Source organism: Nodosilinea sp. LEGE 07298 (assembly GCF_015207265.1).
Classification (GTDB): Bacteria; Cyanobacteriota; Cyanobacteriia; order Phormidesmidales; family Phormidesmidaceae; genus Nodosilinea.
On the sequence record NZ_JADEXE010000009.1, the window covers coordinates 1 to 18,108 of the forward strand.

At 51.6% G+C, this 18,108-nt stretch carries 16 protein-coding genes; all 16 read left to right on the forward strand.

Annotated features, from left to right (window positions below; translation table 11 throughout):
• Positions 1 to 219: 219 nt before the first annotated feature.
• Positions 220 to 747, forward strand: coding sequence for an NYN domain-containing protein (locus tag IQ273_RS02220; protein ID WP_228052233.1), 528 nt, complete (start codon positions 220 to 222; stop codon positions 745 to 747).
• 112 nt (positions 748 to 859) lie between these two features.
• Complete coding sequence (locus IQ273_RS02225; RefSeq protein WP_194021550.1) at positions 860 to 2,476, forward strand: pentapeptide repeat-containing protein; 1,617 nt, start codon at positions 860 to 862, stop codon at positions 2,474 to 2,476.
• Between the two features lie 91 nt (positions 2,477 to 2,567).
• A complete protein-coding gene (locus IQ273_RS02230; protein ID WP_194021551.1) occupies positions 2,568 to 2,735 on the forward strand; it encodes a hypothetical protein in 168 nt (55 codons plus the stop codon).
• A 122-nt stretch (positions 2,736 to 2,857) separates the two neighbouring features.
• Positions 2,858 to 3,097 carry a hypothetical protein gene (locus IQ273_RS02235; protein ID WP_194021552.1) on the forward strand — a complete coding sequence of 80 codons (240 nt, stop codon included), beginning with the start codon at positions 2,858 to 2,860 and terminating at the stop codon, positions 3,095 to 3,097.
• Positions 3,094 to 4,785, forward strand: coding sequence for a MobF family relaxase (gene mobF / locus IQ273_RS02240; protein WP_194021553.1), 1,692 nt, complete (start codon positions 3,094 to 3,096; stop codon positions 4,783 to 4,785). The genes IQ273_RS02235 and mobF overlap by 4 nt, the downstream gene beginning before the upstream one ends.
• 50 nt (positions 4,786 to 4,835) lie before the next feature.
• Positions 4,836 to 5,537, forward strand: a complete 702-nt coding sequence (locus IQ273_RS02245; RefSeq protein WP_194021554.1) for a hypothetical protein — start codon at positions 4,836 to 4,838, stop codon at positions 5,535 to 5,537.
• Positions 5,527 to 7,152, forward strand: coding sequence for a type IV secretory system conjugative DNA transfer family protein (locus tag IQ273_RS02250; RefSeq protein ID WP_194021555.1), 1,626 nt, complete (start codon positions 5,527 to 5,529; stop codon positions 7,150 to 7,152). Before IQ273_RS02245 ends, IQ273_RS02250 begins: the two co-directional genes overlap by 11 nt.
• Before the next feature lie 45 nt (positions 7,153 to 7,197).
• Positions 7,198 to 7,878 (forward strand): hypothetical protein, encoded by a 681-nt coding sequence (locus IQ273_RS02255; RefSeq protein WP_194021556.1) that lies wholly within the window; start codon positions 7,198 to 7,200, stop codon positions 7,876 to 7,878.
• A gap of 74 nt (positions 7,879 to 7,952) precedes the next feature.
• Positions 7,953 to 9,251, forward strand: a complete 1,299-nt coding sequence (locus tag IQ273_RS02260) for a hypothetical protein (protein ID WP_194021557.1) — start codon at positions 7,953 to 7,955, stop codon at positions 9,249 to 9,251.
• Complete coding sequence (locus IQ273_RS02265) at positions 9,241 to 10,011, forward strand: hypothetical protein (protein ID WP_194021558.1); 771 nt, start codon at positions 9,241 to 9,243, stop codon at positions 10,009 to 10,011. Before IQ273_RS02260 ends, IQ273_RS02265 begins: the two co-directional genes overlap by 11 nt.
• On the forward strand, positions 10,001 to 10,981 hold the full coding sequence (locus tag IQ273_RS02270) for a hypothetical protein (RefSeq protein WP_194021559.1): 981 nt from the start codon (positions 10,001 to 10,003) through the stop codon (positions 10,979 to 10,981). Before IQ273_RS02265 ends, IQ273_RS02270 begins: the two co-directional genes overlap by 11 nt.
• Positions 10,982 to 11,019: 38 nt before the next feature.
• Complete coding sequence (locus tag IQ273_RS02275) at positions 11,020 to 11,802, forward strand: hypothetical protein (protein ID WP_194021560.1); 783 nt, start codon at positions 11,020 to 11,022, stop codon at positions 11,800 to 11,802.
• A 167-nt stretch (positions 11,803 to 11,969) separates the two neighbouring features.
• The gene (locus IQ273_RS02280) at positions 11,970 to 12,983 is read left to right on the forward strand and encodes a PDDEXK nuclease domain-containing protein (protein ID WP_194021561.1); all 1,014 of its coding nucleotides are present in this window, start codon (positions 11,970 to 11,972) and stop codon (positions 12,981 to 12,983) included.
• Positions 12,984 to 13,287: 304 nt separating this feature from the next.
• The gene (locus IQ273_RS02285; protein ID WP_194021562.1) at positions 13,288 to 13,947 is read left to right on the forward strand and encodes an N-6 DNA methylase; all 660 of its coding nucleotides are present in this window, start codon (positions 13,288 to 13,290) and stop codon (positions 13,945 to 13,947) included.
• Positions 13,944 to 15,551: an Eco57I restriction-modification methylase domain-containing protein gene (locus tag IQ273_RS02290; RefSeq protein ID WP_194021563.1), complete on the forward strand. Its 1,608-nt coding sequence runs from the start codon at positions 13,944 to 13,946 to the stop codon at positions 15,549 to 15,551. Before IQ273_RS02285 ends, IQ273_RS02290 begins: the two co-directional genes overlap by 4 nt.
• Entirely contained in the window at positions 15,544 to 18,090 is a 2,547-nt protein-coding gene (locus tag IQ273_RS02295; protein ID WP_194021564.1) for a DEAD/DEAH box helicase family protein, read from the forward strand. Before IQ273_RS02290 ends, IQ273_RS02295 begins: the two co-directional genes overlap by 8 nt.
• Positions 18,091 to 18,108 lie beyond the last annotated feature (18 nt).

Below are 18,108 nucleotides of genomic sequence, written 5' to 3' on the forward strand. Positions count from 1 at the left end.
ATACCTTCAGTGTCTTTTCTTATTAGCTTAAATTGGATCCGGTCTCAGTGATGACTCAAGGGGCAGGGAGAACACCTCTCCCGCCTATCTAGCTGTCGTCACCCGCCACGTTCAGTGTCGTCTAATATACGACGAATGCTAGATGCCGTTGTTGTGCAACATGATTCTGTTGTCGCTCTCGGAACTATGTTACTTGGCAAGTTCTCAGGCCAACTGCTAATGAACTTTCAGCAGCGGCGACAACCCAAATACGGCCCTCGTGGCCCGGTTGCTGTCTTTGTTGATAATCCCAATATCCTTGGTGGGGCCTACGAACACAACGTCAGAATCTTTTACGATCAAATACTGCAAGAACTCAAGAAGCAGGCAGAGCATGTGACGGAAGCACGGTTCTATAGCAGAGTTCGTGGGTTGGGATTAAGCCACACACAGTTTCTTGAATCTATCAAGGCGGCTGGGTATTCCATTTGTGAGCCATTGGCAGGACGCCCCAAACAGGGTAAGCAGCACCCTGACATCGACTGCTTGCTGCTGACCGACCTTCTAGCCCATCCAGAGCGCTTTGACACCTGTGTGGTGCTAAGCGGTGACCTCGACTATCTCCACGCCTTTAAGCACCTCAGATCGCTCGGCAAGCGGGTGGAGGTCTGGGCATTCCCCAGCAACACATCTCAGGAAATTCAGGACGAGGTAGACGCCTTTGTTGACCTTCGTATGCTTCCTGGCGTTTGTAAGCCCCGTCAATAAAGAGTTCGGGAGCTATAAGCGTAATTCGATCGCGGGGGAGCGTGTTCTGCTCCTGTAGCTCCCCCGCTTTGTCTGTTTTTGGACCAAACACAGATAGAAAAAGGATACGGACATGACTTCAAGTACAAAAGTCACCCTAGCGGACATATTCCCACCGAGAAAGTTTCTGTTGGAAGAGCTATCACGTAACCGTGAAGGTGGACGCATTGTTTACAAGGTGACCGACAAAGTCACCAAGGAATCTGTAGTGGTGAAGCAATATCGTTTTGCCGGTGCTGATGACTGGACAGCCTATGAGCATCATGATCGCGAACTTCGAGTTATTAAGGCGTTTGATCATCCTTCTATTCCAAAGCTAATTAAAACCTATGAAACTGATGATGGCTTTTTACTAGTACAGGAGTATAAAAATGCCCCCTCGCTTGCGGAACTCATGTCGCAGAAAGAATTTAGCGCCACAGAGATTAAGGCGTTCTTGGCAGCAATGCTTCTGGTACTTAGCTACGTGCATGAAAAGGGACATATCTGTCACGGCGATATTCAACCGGGAAACATCCTTTTAGATCTTGATAATGGCATTTCGGTGTACCTGGTGGACTTTGGTCTCTCCCGGTCAGATGGTGGTTCAGTAATATTGAGTGAAATCCTCGGTGGCACCCTAGGCTTCACGGCCCCTGACCAAGTGCTCAACCGGAAGGCTGAACCTCATGGTGACATCTATGGATTAGCAGTTTGTCTCATCTGCATGATCACGAAAACAGAGCCTGCCAATGTCTATAAGCTCCGAGACGAAATGACATTCCGCTATAACTTCCGTGGAGTAATTAAGGTGCAGATGCCGGAATATGTCCTTAAGTGGATGGAGCGGTGTGTGTCGCCCAACTCAAAGGAACGATTCCAGTCTGCACGGTTGGCGCATGAGGCAATGAAGCTTGCTCAGGGGAGGAGCAAGGGCCGACGCACCACGCAATGGGGAGCTGGACTAGCATTATCGATCACCTTAGGTGGCCTCTACTTATGGTCTGCCGAAGCAAATGAGGCACTTGCCGTGCAGCCACAAATGACAGTGGCCGTTAAGGCAGCGAGTAAGGCCGAAATCGTGTTCAAGCAAGCTGATTTGTTTGTTGAAGCACGTCGCCAGGAGGCCGCAATAGCTTTTCAACAAGAGGAAGAGCGGAAAAAGGTCGCTCGGCAGCAAGAGGAAGCGCGGAGAGAGGCCGCTCGGCAGCAGGCTATCTTCAACCAACGTAGAGAGAATACAAGACGGCTTCTAGAGACGCGCTCATGCGTCGGTTGCGATTTAGTTGGTGTCGATTTATCACGTATTGACCTTGAAGGAGCTGATCTCCGAGAAGCAAATTTGACGGATGCAGTCATGGAGGCATCAAAGCTCGCTAGGGCCTCGTTGGCTGGAGCAGTTCTCGATAATGCAGACTTCAGTAGTGCAAATATCTCAGGTGCAAACTTCACAGACGCACAACTGACGAGCGCACAGCTCGATCTTGTAAATGGTGTAGGAGCAAACTTTCGTGGAGCGATTCTGAAGAATGCAAATCTTGGTGGTGCCATTTTGCATGAGAGCGATTTTACTGGAGCGGATCTTTCAAACAGTAATCTGACCAATACAAAATTCCACAATGCAAATTTAGAAATGGCTAATTTAGATGGTACTTTACGTCTATTCACCTCATTTAGAGATGCCCGTTTGCCTAATGGATTTGAACGTTAGTCCAGTTTGATGGTTTGAAGAAGGGCGGCAATGTGTACTTGGCCGCATAGATAGGTGATGTGTCCCTCAATGATTAACTAAGGAGGCTTTAGTGAATCCTCTGCAACAGCTTAGCAACCTCGTTTCTCTCATGGTCTCGCTGCTGGTAATTGTTTGGTTTGGTGCAGCCTGCTTTAAAGCAGGATGGTATGCCCATGATCAACCAGTACTTAATCCAATTTTTTCAAAGCTACTTTCAGTAGACCAAAAGGAAGAGTAGTAACCCGTCCGCTTAGCATAATAAAACGGCAGTAAGCGTGTGGGGTAAGAACACATCGACCGGATGGTTGATGGAAACCTCTACCCCACAAACCCTTATTAACCCACTTACCGCAAACCGTCATGACTCCAACATCTTCGACAGATGCGAATCAAAATCCGGACAAGTTACCAGAAAAAATAATAGCCGAGATTCTTACTCTTCAGGTTGAAGAGGTGCAGCACTTAAAGCACGAAATTGAGGCGCTCAAAGTAGCTCACTACGTTGCTATGGAACTAATACTCATCCACGGGAGCGGTCTCTCCCCTGAAGAAGCTCATGAAGCCATGGAGGAGCTTTTTGCGAGAGGAGGTGCTGGATGATTGCCTCGCAACGAGTCATTCATATAGGTAGTTCGCACGCCCAGTACTTTGATAAGGATAGTGCTGTGTACTACGTCCCTCCATCCTCTGGTGAGGAGGATGGGAACGAAGCGTCACTTGGTCACTTCGATGGGGAGGGCGCTCGTACCCTAGGGCTTTTGGGAGAGCCTATCCGTGAGAACGATCATCGAGTCGCTGCACTGTTTCAAGGGCTTCATCCAGAGACATATGCGCCGATGCGCAAGGGACTTACCGAGCGCATCTATGATGGCAAGCCGCGTAAAGCCGTTGTCGCAAATGACATCGTAGTTTCGGCTTCATCGGAAGTCACAGGCCTGTTTGCTGCCGATGGCCGCAAAAATAGTACAAAATTACTATCCTCTGTTGAGGCTGCGGCAAAAGACACGCGCTCGTTCATTGAAAAGAAGTATTGCTTCACTCGAACCGGTGCAGGGGGAAATGTACGTACACCAGCAAAACCTATATGGGCGTGCTTTACCCACATAGAAGACCGCGCCGGGATGCCCCAGCTCCATGTCCACAACGTTCTTTTTACTAGTGTCATTCGGCCAGATGGGAAGGGTGGAGCGCTTGATTTAGGGCCGCTTCTTAAGCGTGAGACCATTTTTGAGATAGGGCAGGTGTTTCGAGATTCGCTGCGTGGTCATTTGACCAGGGAGTTTGAGTCGTCATACCTCCAGTTTCCGAATGTCCCTATCAAGAATGGGCGGAGCTTTACGATTCTGGGGTATGGCGGTGAGCAGATTCCCCAGGGGCTCCTTGATCGGTATAGCCCTCGGAGTAAAGCAATTCGAGAAGCGCTCCGTAATGTGCCAAAGCCAATACCAGAGGAGGTGCAGGCGGCGGTTCTTAGGACACGGCCTAAGAAACCGCCTGTAGAGGCACTTCCACTCCGTCAGCAAGGGTGGCGACGGATCGCGCAGGAGGAGTTTGGATTTTCAACTGAATCATTCCTAGGGCGATCACGCTCTCAGTACATAAAGGAGGCTACTGACCAGGCAGTGTTTGCGGTCTTACGAGATCGCTTAAAGGAAAGACAACAACCGCCGCTGCAACCTTCAACCTTTCCGTCTTGGCAGACAGAGGCGTCAAAACAGGCAGCGGCTATTAACCGTCGGGTTGGTGCGCTAACGAGAGATCGTCGAAGGAGTGCTTCGGTACCAAGCGGTAAGGTGTCGGCCCCAAAAAGGGATATTCGGGCTCTTACTCGAACTCTTTTGGGGCGGCATAACCCTCAGGGAAAGAACCGGCCTCGGTATTCATTTGAAGGGGCGCTCAGTGATGCGCGTGCAGATAGCCATAAGCGAGCACAGCGGCTACGAACCAAACTTCGCTTTCTCTACTACACCTCCCAGATCGATCATGCGACCTATCAGAAGTACACCCGTCCGCCAAAAAAACAGACACGGCTTTCAATCGAGGCAAAGTACTGGACCGGGCAGATAAGCCAGAGTCAGCGGCTGTTTCTGCATTCCCATAGTGGCCATGGGGCTCCACGGTACGGAGTTCCTAAAAGCCGACTCGCCATCAATTTTTCCTACGCGACAGGGCGGATTACTCGCGCCCAACAGCTGGTTCTACTTAAGGAGAACCGGCACATCAAACCAAATTCACCAGAAATACGAGTGCGTCAGTTTCGTCCCTTTGGGCGCGGCCACACTCGCTAGCTAGCTTGCCTATTAGTTAGTTCCCAGCTTCTTCTAAGGACATTCTTGCTATGACACAGATCATTCGACTGATTAGCGGAACGATCAATGCCACTGAAACTATCATCACCCGTCTCCTAAAAGAGGTGCTATCGCGAACGCATAAGCCCCTTGCAATAGCTGGTGGGGCGTTGGTGGGTTATCTCTGGGGGCCAGAGCTTGCACCACTGATTGAGCGATACACCGAACAACTCCTTCTTAGTTCCATACAGCTTGTTTGGTGGGAGAGGGGGCTCCGCTGGATATGCCTTTTTGTGGGTGGAGCGTCTGGGGGGATGGCCGTCGTATATCACAAAGAACTCTACAACCTTCGACGAGAGCACTTTAAACGTCTCGGCAAGTACTACGAGATTACGCGCCCAACGGGGAATTGGTTGACCGACCTAGTATGGTCATACACCGCAGGAGTGGTGATTATGTGTGGCTCATTTGCCATTGGCTTCACCGTGTGGCCGATCCTTCCTTTTCTCCTATCAACAAACTGGCTCGTGGTAGGAGCACTCTTCATTCTTTTTACAGCATTTGTTGGCCCAGCTGGGATGGGTTCAAAGAAGCTTTTGATGGAGATGTTTCGACCCCATCGACTAAAGCGCGAGGTCGCTGAAGCAGCCCAGATGATTCCAATGCTTGAAGAGAAACTAGCGCGTAATCGTGCTGAGCAGGCTAACCGACAAAATACAAGCCACAAGGAGATTGAAAACAATGACTGGTAAATTCTTTCAACCTACTCCTGATGAATTACATTCGCGCCACATTCGAGAAGAACGTCAAGGTGGCAAACAGGATACATCGCTGACAGAGAGAGGCTATGTCTATTCACGCCGAGATGGGCCTCCTATCTCGTTTTTAGGCCACAAAGTTGGTCTCGACAAAATGGGTCACACAGCTGTTATCGGAGCAAGTGGCGCAGGGAAAAATCTCTCAATGGGTCCCACGTTTCGATCAATCGCTGAGGCTGTGCACCGTGATCCAACCCGCCGGATGCTCATTATTGAGACGAAGGAAGATGCAGTGAGTTGGCTTAAGGGCATGGGGATCCCGTACGAGCTTATTACCTTCACGTACCGCGAAGGGAAGGCATGGAATATCGGGCGCGACTTTGGCTCTAACCACCTGATTGCTCAGTTAAACTACTCACTTTTCCCTGAAATGGATGGTAATAACGCATTTTTTAGAAATGCTGGTCGGGCGCTTAATATTGCTGGGACTTCATCGATTCATAAGGTGACAAATGGCGAGTGGGGGATTGATGACCTGGTGAATCTAGGTTTTTCTGATCTTGAAACCATGAAAAGTGTGCTTGGAAAAAGCGAGCTTGGACAACGAGTGCTCAACACCTTTTTTGATAGTGGTGAAGATGAGGAGAGCCTCTATAAGGTGCGTACCGAAGTTGCTTCGCGCTTGTGGCCAATGCTTGTCCCGGCAGCAAAGTACCAGGTCTCTGAGAGTCTAAGCCTTACTGACTTTTGGGCGGGGCGCACGAAGGCCCGAATACTTGTAGTTAAGGTCAACCCTGAGAAGCACGACATCGAACGGCCAATAGTCCAAGCGCTTCTTCAGCGCTCACTTGAAATTGTTATGTCTTACCCAGACACCTTGCGGAAGGACAAGATTATTTGGGTTGATGATTTTAACTTCTACCGTGGGATTCCCAAGTTTATTGAGGCTTCAGAGATTGTCAGAGCAAAGGGTGGGCTACTTATTACCCTGTTTCAGTCAATAGAGGCTCTCCGTGCCAAAGATTCTTACGGCGATAAGGCAGACGCCGTGCTTGCTAACTTTCGGTGGAAAGTCTTCTTAGGTACCTCTTCAGCGGTGACAGCCCAGTGGAATGCCAGCCTCTTTGGCCGCAGCGTTGTGCGTGAAGCAGACCTCGGGTCCAATTATGGGAAAGGGGGTGCAACAAGCAGGATGGGTGAGCGGCGGACGGTTGAAAACATCGTGCAGGATGGAAAGTTTCTTGATATGGAGCCTCCGTCACCGAGCAGAGGTGTGACCTGCTACGTTCACACTCCGCTATGGGGGCCAGAGGTAGAGAAGCGTATTCCGTGGCAGCAAATCATCGAACGGCATCCTCTAAAGGGGCCGGTGTCTTTCACTGCGCTCGCGCACGATCTAGAGATTCCTGCGTTGTGGGACGCCGATAGGCTGCACCTCATGACGACGGGAGAGCCAAAGGAGAAAGAACCGAAATCTTCTGATTCAACTGTTGAACCCAGCTCGTTTGATGCCCACATGCAGTCTGTGGATGAGGAGATTCGGCGTATTGTGTTTGACCTAACGCTTGAGGCAATTCGTCAGATATTCCCTAACCTGTTTGACGATTAAAACATTTGATTTTTCACTACCCTTTTATCTCTTGGTGATTCAAAGATGAGCTACGACTTTGATCCAAATAGCGAGTACAAGAAGACCGACATCGAGGCCCTGACCGGCCTTTCAGCAAATACAGTTTCAGAGAGTCTCAAAACTGCTGGACTCTCTACCAGTAGGCGAATCTATAGCGGCGCAGAGCTTCTTGAGAGGTTTGTGCCGGTGCGACAGATGCTTGAAGCCGGTCGAACCCATGAAGAGATTCGCGAGGCGTTTGAGATGAGGCAAGCAGGCTCATCAAGCGATGGAGTAGGGCGACCTCGGCAAGGTGGAGCTTACCACCGGTCACAAGCCCCATCGTCGTCATCGTCATCGATTGGAGCAAACGAGGCGGTAAGTGGCGAAATGGGCTCTTTTGAAGATGAGATCAATGCCGCGATAAAGGAGTCCATTGAGAGCGTAGTACATGCAGCTACGCAAGACATCGTGAAGTACATCCCGGCGATGGTTGCGGCGTCGCTCGCAGAAGCGGCCCAGTCGGGAAAGATTCGAGACGCCTTTCACAGCACGTTGCGTGAGTATTTTGCGCAGCGACGAAGTGCTGAGTTTGCGCTTGATGCGGTTGAAACTAAGGCCTTTCCCATTACTGAAGACGGTAGTGATGAAGAGGGCGATCGCGTCGAAGAAGGCCAAGACGACGAAAACGAAAACGATGGCGACGTGTGGGCTAATCAGGAGTAGCGCCTAAAGCCCTGTGTCCCCTGCCCATTGATTTATCCAACTAGTAGGGAGTTTCTCTCCCAAGGAGTCCTGCTATGTCACAGAACAACTCGAATGCTACCAATGGTGCGTCTAATGGACGCGGGCCAGCAAGTTACGCAAGCTTAAGTTCTGCTACCAGCAGCGTCTACAGTCAGCCAACTCTCAAGGAAAAAGATCTCGATGCGTTACTGAGTAACCCTGAAGACCTGCTTGAGTGGGCACTGCACGATCCGAGCATGTTTCGGATGATTGAGGCACTCCGAAGTGGAGATCCACCAGCAGCGCCCCTCCACCCGGTGCTGCAACACTTAATGGTGTCGGGGCCGGAGCTGCATGGGCCAGTGTTGAGTCAGGAGGTGCGGCAGCGAGCAGCGTACACCGCAGCGTTTGGGACGCTTGCCCAGGGAATTAACCTGGTGCTTACCTGTCCGGTCTTCAGTGTCATTTCAGGCCCACTAATTGGTGGGCCTTTGGCAGTGTTGCTCTTTGCAACGTCAAACCTGACCCAGAAGATGGCGGTGCGCGATTCTAGCCATCGGATGAAATGGTCAAAGCACGCTTTTACCACCTATCTGGCGATAAGTGCGCTCCTAACGGCGCTTAGCCCCCATGGGACAGCGCTACTGCTTTTCCGGCATGACCTCAACAACGCGCTTGCCGAGGAGGTAGCCCTCGAATTTGCTAACGCCGGGCTCACAGCCCAGTTGGAGGCAGCGCAAGATATGGCTGAGCTTGCGCAAGAAAAGCAGCAAGAGTGTGACGAGCTCACGAACAAATACGAGGAACTTAAAAACGCTGGGAATCCAGCGTACGACAACTTCTACCGCCAGGCATTTGGGCCTTGGACTTCTGATGTAGACCCAAGCCAGTGGGCTTCTACACCGACTGTGTCACTTCCTGCATGCCCTGCTGCAAATCGAATGAAAATTGAGTCAGACACCGCACTCCTAAACGCCAAGGACGCTATCCGCGCAGAGGAGACTAGGATTCGGCAAGAGTTCGGTGACGACTATGTGTCGTACCTGGAGGCACAAAAGCCTGAGTTATATGAAGCGTACTTTCGACGAGGCACCTTCACTGGTGAGGAGCGCATCCGGTCTGGTACCCGTGAGCTTGGTGAAGCAACAAATCTCATTTTCTCTGGGAAGTCGGGGCCTCTGACGGTCATGGTGCTACTGACTCTGGTGAGCCTCATTACCAGTGGTGCTTCGGTGTACCTCACTCAGGCACATGCACATGATCCACGGGTGAAAACTTCGTGGAAGGCTTGGACGCTCTTTCGCCAGGAGCAGTTTGTTCGACGTTTGAAAGAAGTCATGCAACAGCTGGAGGGTAAGAACGATGGTAAGTAACAACATCGTGGCACGGACAACGCCAGAGGAAGCGACAGTGCTCCGTCGGCTTATGGGAGAAGCAATTCTTGGTCTCATGCTTGAGCATGAAGAGATTCCACTGCTGCCGCAGGAGGCAATAGCAGCATATAGGAGGCTTGGATACCTGCCTCAACAGGATTTGGATGTGCTCATCCAACAGATGCCGTTTGAGGGGCCAGAGCGGTATCTGAAGCGCCTTTTAGATGAGGTGGCAGATAGGCAGGTAAAGGCACGTAATCTCCTTGGAAGGCTCCTTGAGACTGACGATCGCCAGGAGGCGACTCGGGTCTTTGGTGAGTTCTTTCGCCATCAATTTGGCCTCATGGAATACTTTAGCGATACATACCCACGACCACCATTTGAAATGATCTCAAAGTTGATGCCAGTTTGGTATCACCCGTGTGTGCACCTACTGAATGGTAAGAAAGTTTCGCTTATCAATCCTTCGCTTCGGGCATTTATGAAATTGCCGCCAAAAATAGAGGATTACATAGTTCGATATTGGGGGTGGCAGCCTCAGAATCGGGTATCACGATTTCTATTTGGCCGTTGCGCAAAGCATCGTGAGGCGAAGTTTCGAGAGCGTATACGGAGACTATTGTTTGCTTCAGAGCGCGTTCATGCCTATGTGTTTGAGTATGTAGAGCAGCACATAATTAACCTTCAGTTTCGGCGTGAGTATGACGAGCACCCGGATGAAGGATGGCTTAACCATCAATTGAGGCCATATGACGAATGAAGATACAGACATCTTTCCAACGTATTGGGAAATGTACAATCAATTTAGGTTGGAGGGAGATGACGAAGAGTTCGCGCATAACTTTGCATCTAGCCTTTCGCGCTTGTCGAGTGAGGTTTTGTACCGATTCGGGCATTGGTGGAAGACAGGTGAGCTGCTCGATGACCTTGAAGTAAATGGTATTAGAGTTAGCACGTTTTGGGATCGAGATCAGCATACGGTACCGTCGGCATTCTTGGAGTTTGATAGGTTTTGGCAGAACCCAGATGATGATCAGATGGTGCAGGCTTTTCGCGATGGTGGCATACCTTTTACTGTCCTAGCAGTTGAAAACCAAGAAACCGGTGAGATGGTTTATAGTGCGTATGTAGCCCAAAATGAAGAAGCTACGTTTGGCTCCCAAAATGATGACGCTACGCTGCCATCTCAAAATAATGACTCAATTATCCGAGATGACGAGAGAGAGCCTGAAATTTTAGATGGGTTTCCCTCCTTCAATGAGCTCGTTAATCAGTTTGTTTCAGAGTGTGAGCCTAAGGCTGATGCAGAGAGTCATGCTCGGACTGTTTTAGGTATGAGCGTCGAAGATAAGAATAAGTTTCTCGATTGGTGGAAAGGATTAGGGCTTGAAGATGACTTTGATACTCCGTGGAATATACCCAGCGGAGCAGAGTTTGAACGACGTATGAGAGAACATCGGAAGAAAATTGATATTCTGATTTTCGAGGATGAAGAAGAAGCTAACAAAGCTTGGGGACATTTGCTTACAGGGGAGACAGACGAAGAACACGCCCAAAAGGGTTCTAGCTCTCCAGAGGGAGGGAAGGGTAATGAGCAATTTTGGATATTACGGAAGATACGTTTTATCGCCTTAAATTGCCTAAGATTCGCGACCTTCGGCCTGATAGATGGGATGTTGTTTCAAGAGAGGAGAAAGTTGCCGCGCTTCAAGAGTGTGAATGCCGTATAGCAGCTGCTCAGAACCGAGAGCCAGCAAAGGTTCAGGTAATGTCATTCGATAAATGGTCTAAGGATAAAGAAAACAAAATTGCTGGTGGATATTTCGCTCAGGATAATAAAATAGGTATTGCTCCTTGGCAGCTAAAAAGCGGTATGAACTATGAGGCGTTTTCGACGCTTATTCATGAATCACGTCATGCATTTCAAAGTCATGTAGGAAGAAAACAAAACGATTCATGGGATACTGTTTATCGAACCGAATGGGCTGAAGGGAGGCGAACGTATGAGATTCCTCGTGAGGGGGATGTCGCCTCATATAAGAGGTATAAAGATAACCCTCTTGAGAAGAATGCTTTGGATCAACAGGAGCTTCTCACCCGTCTTCTTAAGCGTGAACACGAGCTTGATCAGAGCCGACGTGAACTTAAAGATGAGCTTCGTAAACTACAAAAGACTCAGGGTAAGGGGCGAGTCCTTAAAACGGGTGATGAACCTGCGGTTCGGACATGCAAATTCAATAACGGGCTAAAGGTTGAAGTGCGGGAAAACACACCGAAGGCTGGTTTCCTTGAGCTCACTATCCGCCAGGGTGGAGAGAAGAATAAACTTCGCATTCAAGTGCCTGATGGCTATAAGGCCCAGGATTTAGTTCTCTCTCAGAGAACGGCACAGCACCTTTTGAGGCTCAAGGAGCAGGAGGAGTCAGTACGATTGGAGTTTGCACGTCCCTCGGAGCGTGCTCCTGAGCCTGGGCGGGAGATGAAGGCGGAGCGGGAGGAGGGCGATGGCAAGAAGCTTGATCGGCGACGATCGTTTAAGCGAGCGAGATAGGTAGAGTGTCGCCTGGGGTAAAGATGACGTATCGCACCAGTGGTGCGAGTACTTCCTTCGATACGGTAGGCTTATGACCGATAGTGAGGCTGCTGCACAGGAATTGTCCAACAGGTGATTGGATAATTATTGTCAGTGGTTCTGACAGAAGTAGGTGAGGTGATGTAGTGGGGGAGCTTGAGGCATACGGTGTGCTGCTCGGTGAGATTAAGCAGCGGATCCAATCTGCCCAGTATGAAGCGCTCCGGGCCGTTAACCGTGAACTCATCGCGCTCTACTGGGACATTGGACATCTCATCGTGACCCGGCAGGAGGGCGAGACCTGGGGGAAGTCTGTGGTTTCGACCTTGGCGAAAGACCTGAGTGCCGAGTTTCCTGGAATATCTGGCTTTTCAGCCTCCAACCTGTGGCGGATGAAGCTTTTCTACGAGACGTACCGGGACTCTGAAAAACTCGCACCACTGGTGCGAGAAGTCAGTTGGAGCCACAACCTGCGCATTATGGAGATGTGCAAGGACGACCTTGAGCGGGAGTTCTATCTCCGGATGACCCGAAAGTACGGGTGGACAAAAAACGTCCTCATCCACCAGATTGAGAATCAGACGTATCAAAAGACCCTGCTGAATCAGACTAACTTCTCTGAAACTCTGCCGGAGCCTCTCCAAGCCCAGGCCAAACTTGCGGTGCGAGATGAGTACGTCTTTGACTTTCTGGAACTGGGTGACAAGCATAGTGAGCGCGAGTTGGAGCAGGCACTACTTGGCAGGATTGATACCTTCCTTCGACAGATGGGAGGTATGTTTGCATTCTTAGGGAGTCAGTATCGGCTTGAAGTGGGCAGCCAAGAGTACTTTATCGATTTGCTGCTTTACCACCGGCGGCTACGATGCCTAGTAGCAGTCGATCTAAAGGTGGGGAGCTTCCAGCCGGAGCATATCGGCAAGATGCAATTTTACCTGGCGGTGCTCAATGATCAAGTGAGGCTCGAAGATGAGAATCCCTCGATTGGTATCGTGCTCTGTAAATCCAAAGATAAAATCATCGTGGAGTATGCCCTCAAGGACTCTGATAAGCCGATAGGGGTTGCGACCTATCGTATGGCTTCTACGCTGCCGCAGGAGTTGAAGGGCCAGCTTCCAGGCCCGGAGGAGATTGCTCAGCTGTTAGATGGGGTGGAGTAGGTGGAGCAGCAAAATTATTAACCAACAGACATAAAGCCGTGGCGAAAGGAGGGGCCACTTTAGTCTTTGGCCGACTTAAAGTGGTTGCGGGGCGGGGCAACCACTTTAAGTGCATTCTTGCTAAGGTGGGTGATATCTTCCACCTAATTGCCATTGAGGGATGGGGTCGAAAGCAATCAAAGGCTTTACGGTGTATGCGTCCTGATGTCTTTAAGGGCCTATCGTATTAGGTAGAAAGCTTCTATCTAATAAAGTTGCTAGCCTGTAGCGACTACAAGGAAGCATCGTTTGAATGCATCGACCTATGAACTACGTAAAGTCTAAGCAGCGCGTCGCCGACCACGGGGAGGTGTTTACCCCGGCGTGGATGGTGGAGGCGATGCTCGACCTAGTGAAGGCCGAGACGGAGCGCATTGACTCCCGCTTTCTGGAACCGGCCTGTGGGAGCGGTAACTTTCTGGTGCAGATTGTGCAGCGCAAGCTTGCTGCTGTGGAGCTTAAGTACGGCAAATCTGACTTCGAGCGGCAGCACTATGCGCTGCTCGGACTGATGTGCATCTACGGGATTGAGCTGCTAGCGGACAACATCGCCGAGTGTCGCGCCAATGTGCTGGAGATCTTTGCCGAGTACCTGAATTTGGAGGGGTTGGACGATCTCTATCGGGCTGCTTTCTACGTGCTGTCGCAGAACCTTTTGCACGGCGACGCGCTGACGATGCGGACTTACACTGGTCAGGCGATCACCTTTGCCGAGTGGGGCTACTTGGGCAAAGGCAAATTTCAGCGGCGCGACTTTCGCCTCGATACCCTCACCCTTTCATCTACCTTTAGCTCGGAGGGCTCACTCTTTGCCCACATGGGCAAGCATGAGATCTTCACGCCGACAAAAACCTACCCGCCGATGACGGTGAGCGATCTAGCCTCTGCCGCTCCCGGCGATGTACCAAAGGAGGAAGCCGCATGAGCGATCAGGTTGGTTTCGCGCTGCGCGGACGTAACCCAGATGTGCTGACGTGCATTGCCAACCTTTCGAACGATGAGGTGTTTACGCCACCGGAGTTTGGTAAACGGATGCTGGATACGGTGGCGGAGGCGTGGGCGGCCAGTAACGGCGGGGCTAACCTGTGGGCAGATAAGACGGTGCGGTTCCTGGACCCCTGCACAAAATCGGGCGTGTTCCTGCGGGAGATTACCAGCCGCCTTACAGAGGGGCTCAAGGCGGAGATTCCAGGCCTTCAGGAGCGTGTAGATCATATTCTGACTAAGCAGGTTTTCGGCATCGGCATCACGCATCTCACCAGTTTGCTAGCGCGGCGGAGTGTCTATTGCAGTAAGCACGCTAACGGGGAACATTCCATCGCCAAAAGCTTGGCTAGCGATGAGGGTAATATCTGGTTTCAGCGCACCGAGCACACATGGAAGCAGAGGAAGTGTGTGTGTTGCGGGGCTAGCCAAGAGACCCTTGACCGGGGTAGCGAGCTTGAGACCTATGCCTACGCGTTCATTCATGCTGACAATATAGAGACTCGGGTAGCGGAGATATTTGGAGAAGCTATGCAGTTTGATGTGATCATCGGCAATCCGCCATATCAACTTAGTGATGGCGGCTACGGTACGAGTGCTGCGCCCATCTATCAGTTGTTTGTGGAAAAGGCACTGGAGCTTGAACCGCGTTTTGCCGTCTTTGTGACTCCATCGCGCTGGATGGCCGGGGGTAAAGGGCTAGACAAGTATCGGCAGCGGATGCTTGCTGACAAGCGGATGCGGAGCTTAGTGGACTATCCGAAGCTGTACGAAGGCTTTCCAGGGGTGAAGATTCGTGGAGGCATCTCATATTTCCTGTGGGATCGAGACCACAGCGGGCCGTGTGAAGTGCAGACTATCTGGGACGGCGAACCTACAGGGCTAGCCGTTGCTCGCCACCTCGATGCCTACGACATCCTTGTGCGACGTAACGAAGCTGTGCCGATCTTGGAAAAGATTAGGGCAAAAGGTGAGCCTACGCTCGATCTTCGGGTCTCCAGCAGAAAGCCGTTCGGTCTTGCTACTAACTTTAAGGGAAAACTGTCTACGGCGGGTTTGAACGAACCAGTTCGTCTCTTTGAGAATCAGCGCATTAGCTGGGTAGATCGCGAGGCAATCCCGACCAACTCGGCATGGATTGACGAGTGGAAAGTGCTGATGACAGCAGTTCAGGGTACGAGTGCAGCGGTCGAAACCAAGTTTCTAAGCAAGCCAATCATCGCAGAGCCGGGAACTGCCTGTACAGAGACTTACCTCGTTGCAGGTCGTTTCGATACCGAAGCAGAGGCTAAAAATTACGCGAAGTATCTCCGCACCCGATTGGTACGCTTCCTGGTGTCGCTTCGAAAGTCAACACAGCACGCGACGCGCGATGTGTATTCCTTCATTCCTGATTTGTCGCTGGATCAGGAGTGGACAGATGCCAAACTCTACAAGCGCTATGGACTGACCGAGGACGAGATCACCTTCATCAAGTCTCAAGTTGCTGAGCACAATGACACTGTGCCCGATGAGGTTGTTGCCGACGAAACTATTGATGAGTAAACCAACTATTGAAGAAATCCTTGTGCCTAAGCCGGAGGTTCGGCTGCGGGTTTATGCTTATTCCATTGATGACGAGGCACACAAAGGACTCCTTAAGGTTGGCCAGACTACACGCGACGTGAGGCAGCGTGTCGCCGAACAGCTCAAGACTGCCGCTATCAAGAACTACAGGATCGAACTTGAGGAGACCGCTGAACGCGACGACGGCAGCATCTTTACTGACCACGAAGTGCGGGCAGCGCTGGTCAGAAAGAGTTTTGAGAATACCGAACTGGAGTGGATGCGCTGCACAATTTCGGATGTGCAGACCGTCCTCACCGAACTGCGTACAGGCCAGCGGTTCACGGGTACCCACCACGAAAACTTTCCCATGCGTCGGGAGCAGGCTGAAGCCGTGGACAAAACCCACGCCTACTTCCATTCCATTTGGAAAGAGGACATGCGTGCCGTTCCCCGCTTTTTGTGGAACGCAAAAATGCGCTTCGGCAAAACCTTCACCACCTACCAACTGGCCAAAAAGCTCGGTGCCAAGCGTGTGCTGGTGGTCACCTTCAAGCCCGCCGTGGAAGACGCATGGCAGACTGACCTCGAATCCCACGTGGACTTTGACGGGTGGCAGTACCTCTCAAAATCCTCCGGACGCGACCCCACCCAAATTGATCGCCGTCATCCCGTCGTCTATTTCGGTTCCTTCCAAGACCTCCTGGGACGCGATAACGCTGGGAACATCAAAGCCAAAAATGAATGGCTTCACAAGGAGACGTGGGATCTGGTGGTTTTTGACGAGTACCACTTTGGCGCGTGGCGGGAGACGGCAAAGGAATTGTTTGAGGGCGAGGAAGATGCGATCTCCCGGATGGAGGCCCGTCTCGACGATGCCAAGCGTTTAAAGGAGAGAATTGCCGACTTGCAGGAGCCCTTGGAGCGGGAAACTGAATTTCTGCCCATTACCACCAAAGCCTATCTGTACCTATCGGGTACTCCATTTCGGGCTCTGACCACGGGCGAGTTCATTGAAGAGCAGATTTTCAACTGGACCTATACCGACGAGCAGCGAGCCAAGGAGAAGTTCACGGCAAACAACCCTGGCAAACGGAACCCCTATGGTGCGCTGCCTCAGATGCGCCTGCTGACCTACCAGATGCCGGATGAGCTGCTGGCGATTGCGAGCGCAGGAGAATTCGACGAGTTCGACCTCAACGCCTTCTTCGAGGCCTCCGGTACCGGCTCCACAGCCCAGTTCAAACACAAAAGCGACGTGCAAAAGTGGCTCGACATCATTCGTGGTGAGTATGCGCCTCAGTCGGTTGAGTATCTGAAGACCGGCACTCGGCCACCATTTCCCTATTCGGATGTGCGCTTGCTGCCCTACTTGCAGCACTCGTTCTGGTTCCTTCCCAACGTCGCTGCTTGCCACGCTATGGCCAACCTGCTGGCAGAACGGCACAACACCTTCTGGCATGACTATCGGGCGATTGTTGCCGCTGGCACCTCGGCAGGTATTGGACTAGAGGCATTGCCGCCCGTGCGTAAGGCGATAGGCGGCGGATTCGAGACCAAGACCATCACCCTCTCTTGCGGTAAACTCACCACCGGCGTAACGGTGTCTCAATGGTCATCCATCCTGATGCTGCGTAACCTCAAGTCGCCCGAGACCTATTTCCAAGCTGCGTTTCGCGTGCAGTCGCCGTGGTCGATCAAGAACCCGAACGGTGACAACCCTAACGAAGAAGAAATCCTCAAGCCTGCCTGCTTCGTGTTCGACTTCGCCCCCACCCGCGCCCTGCGGCAGCTCTCGGAGTACGGAATTGGCCTTTCCCCCAACGAACCAAACCCGGAGAACGCGGTCAAGGAGCTCGTGTCGTTCCTGCCCGTGCTTGCCTACGACGGCGCGAACATGACGCAGATTGACGCAGGCGGCATTCTCGATATCGCTATGGCGGGTACGTCGGCTACGCTGCTGGCCCGCAAATGGGAAAGCGCCCTGCTGGTGAATGTAGACAACGATACCCTGCGCCGCATTATGAACAACCCCGAGGCCATGGCCGCTGTGGAGCGCATCGAAGGCTGGCGCGCATTGGGCGATAACATCATCGAGACGATCATCAACAAGAGCGAGAAGGTGAAGGACCTCAAGAACAAGGCTAAGGAAAAGGGAGGCAACCTGACGGCTCAGGAGAAGAAAGAGCTCACCGACGAGGAAAGGGAGTACAAGTCTAAGCGCAAGCTAATTCAGGAGAAGCTGATTAAATTCGCCACGCGCATCCCGGCGTTTATGTATCTGACCGACTTCCGGGAGAACACGCTACAGGATGTGATCACAAAGCTTGAGCCGGATTTGTTTCTGACCGTCACCGGCCTAACGGTCAAGGACTTCCATCTGCTCGTGCAGCTCAAAGTATTCAATACCGAGCACATGAACCAGGCTGTGTTCGCGTTTCGGCGCTATGAAGACGCATCACTTCGGTATACCGGCATCGAGAGCCACTTAGGGCTAACGCACTACGGACTGTACGACACCGTGGTGGCGAGGGAGTGAAACCGCCAAGGAGCACAA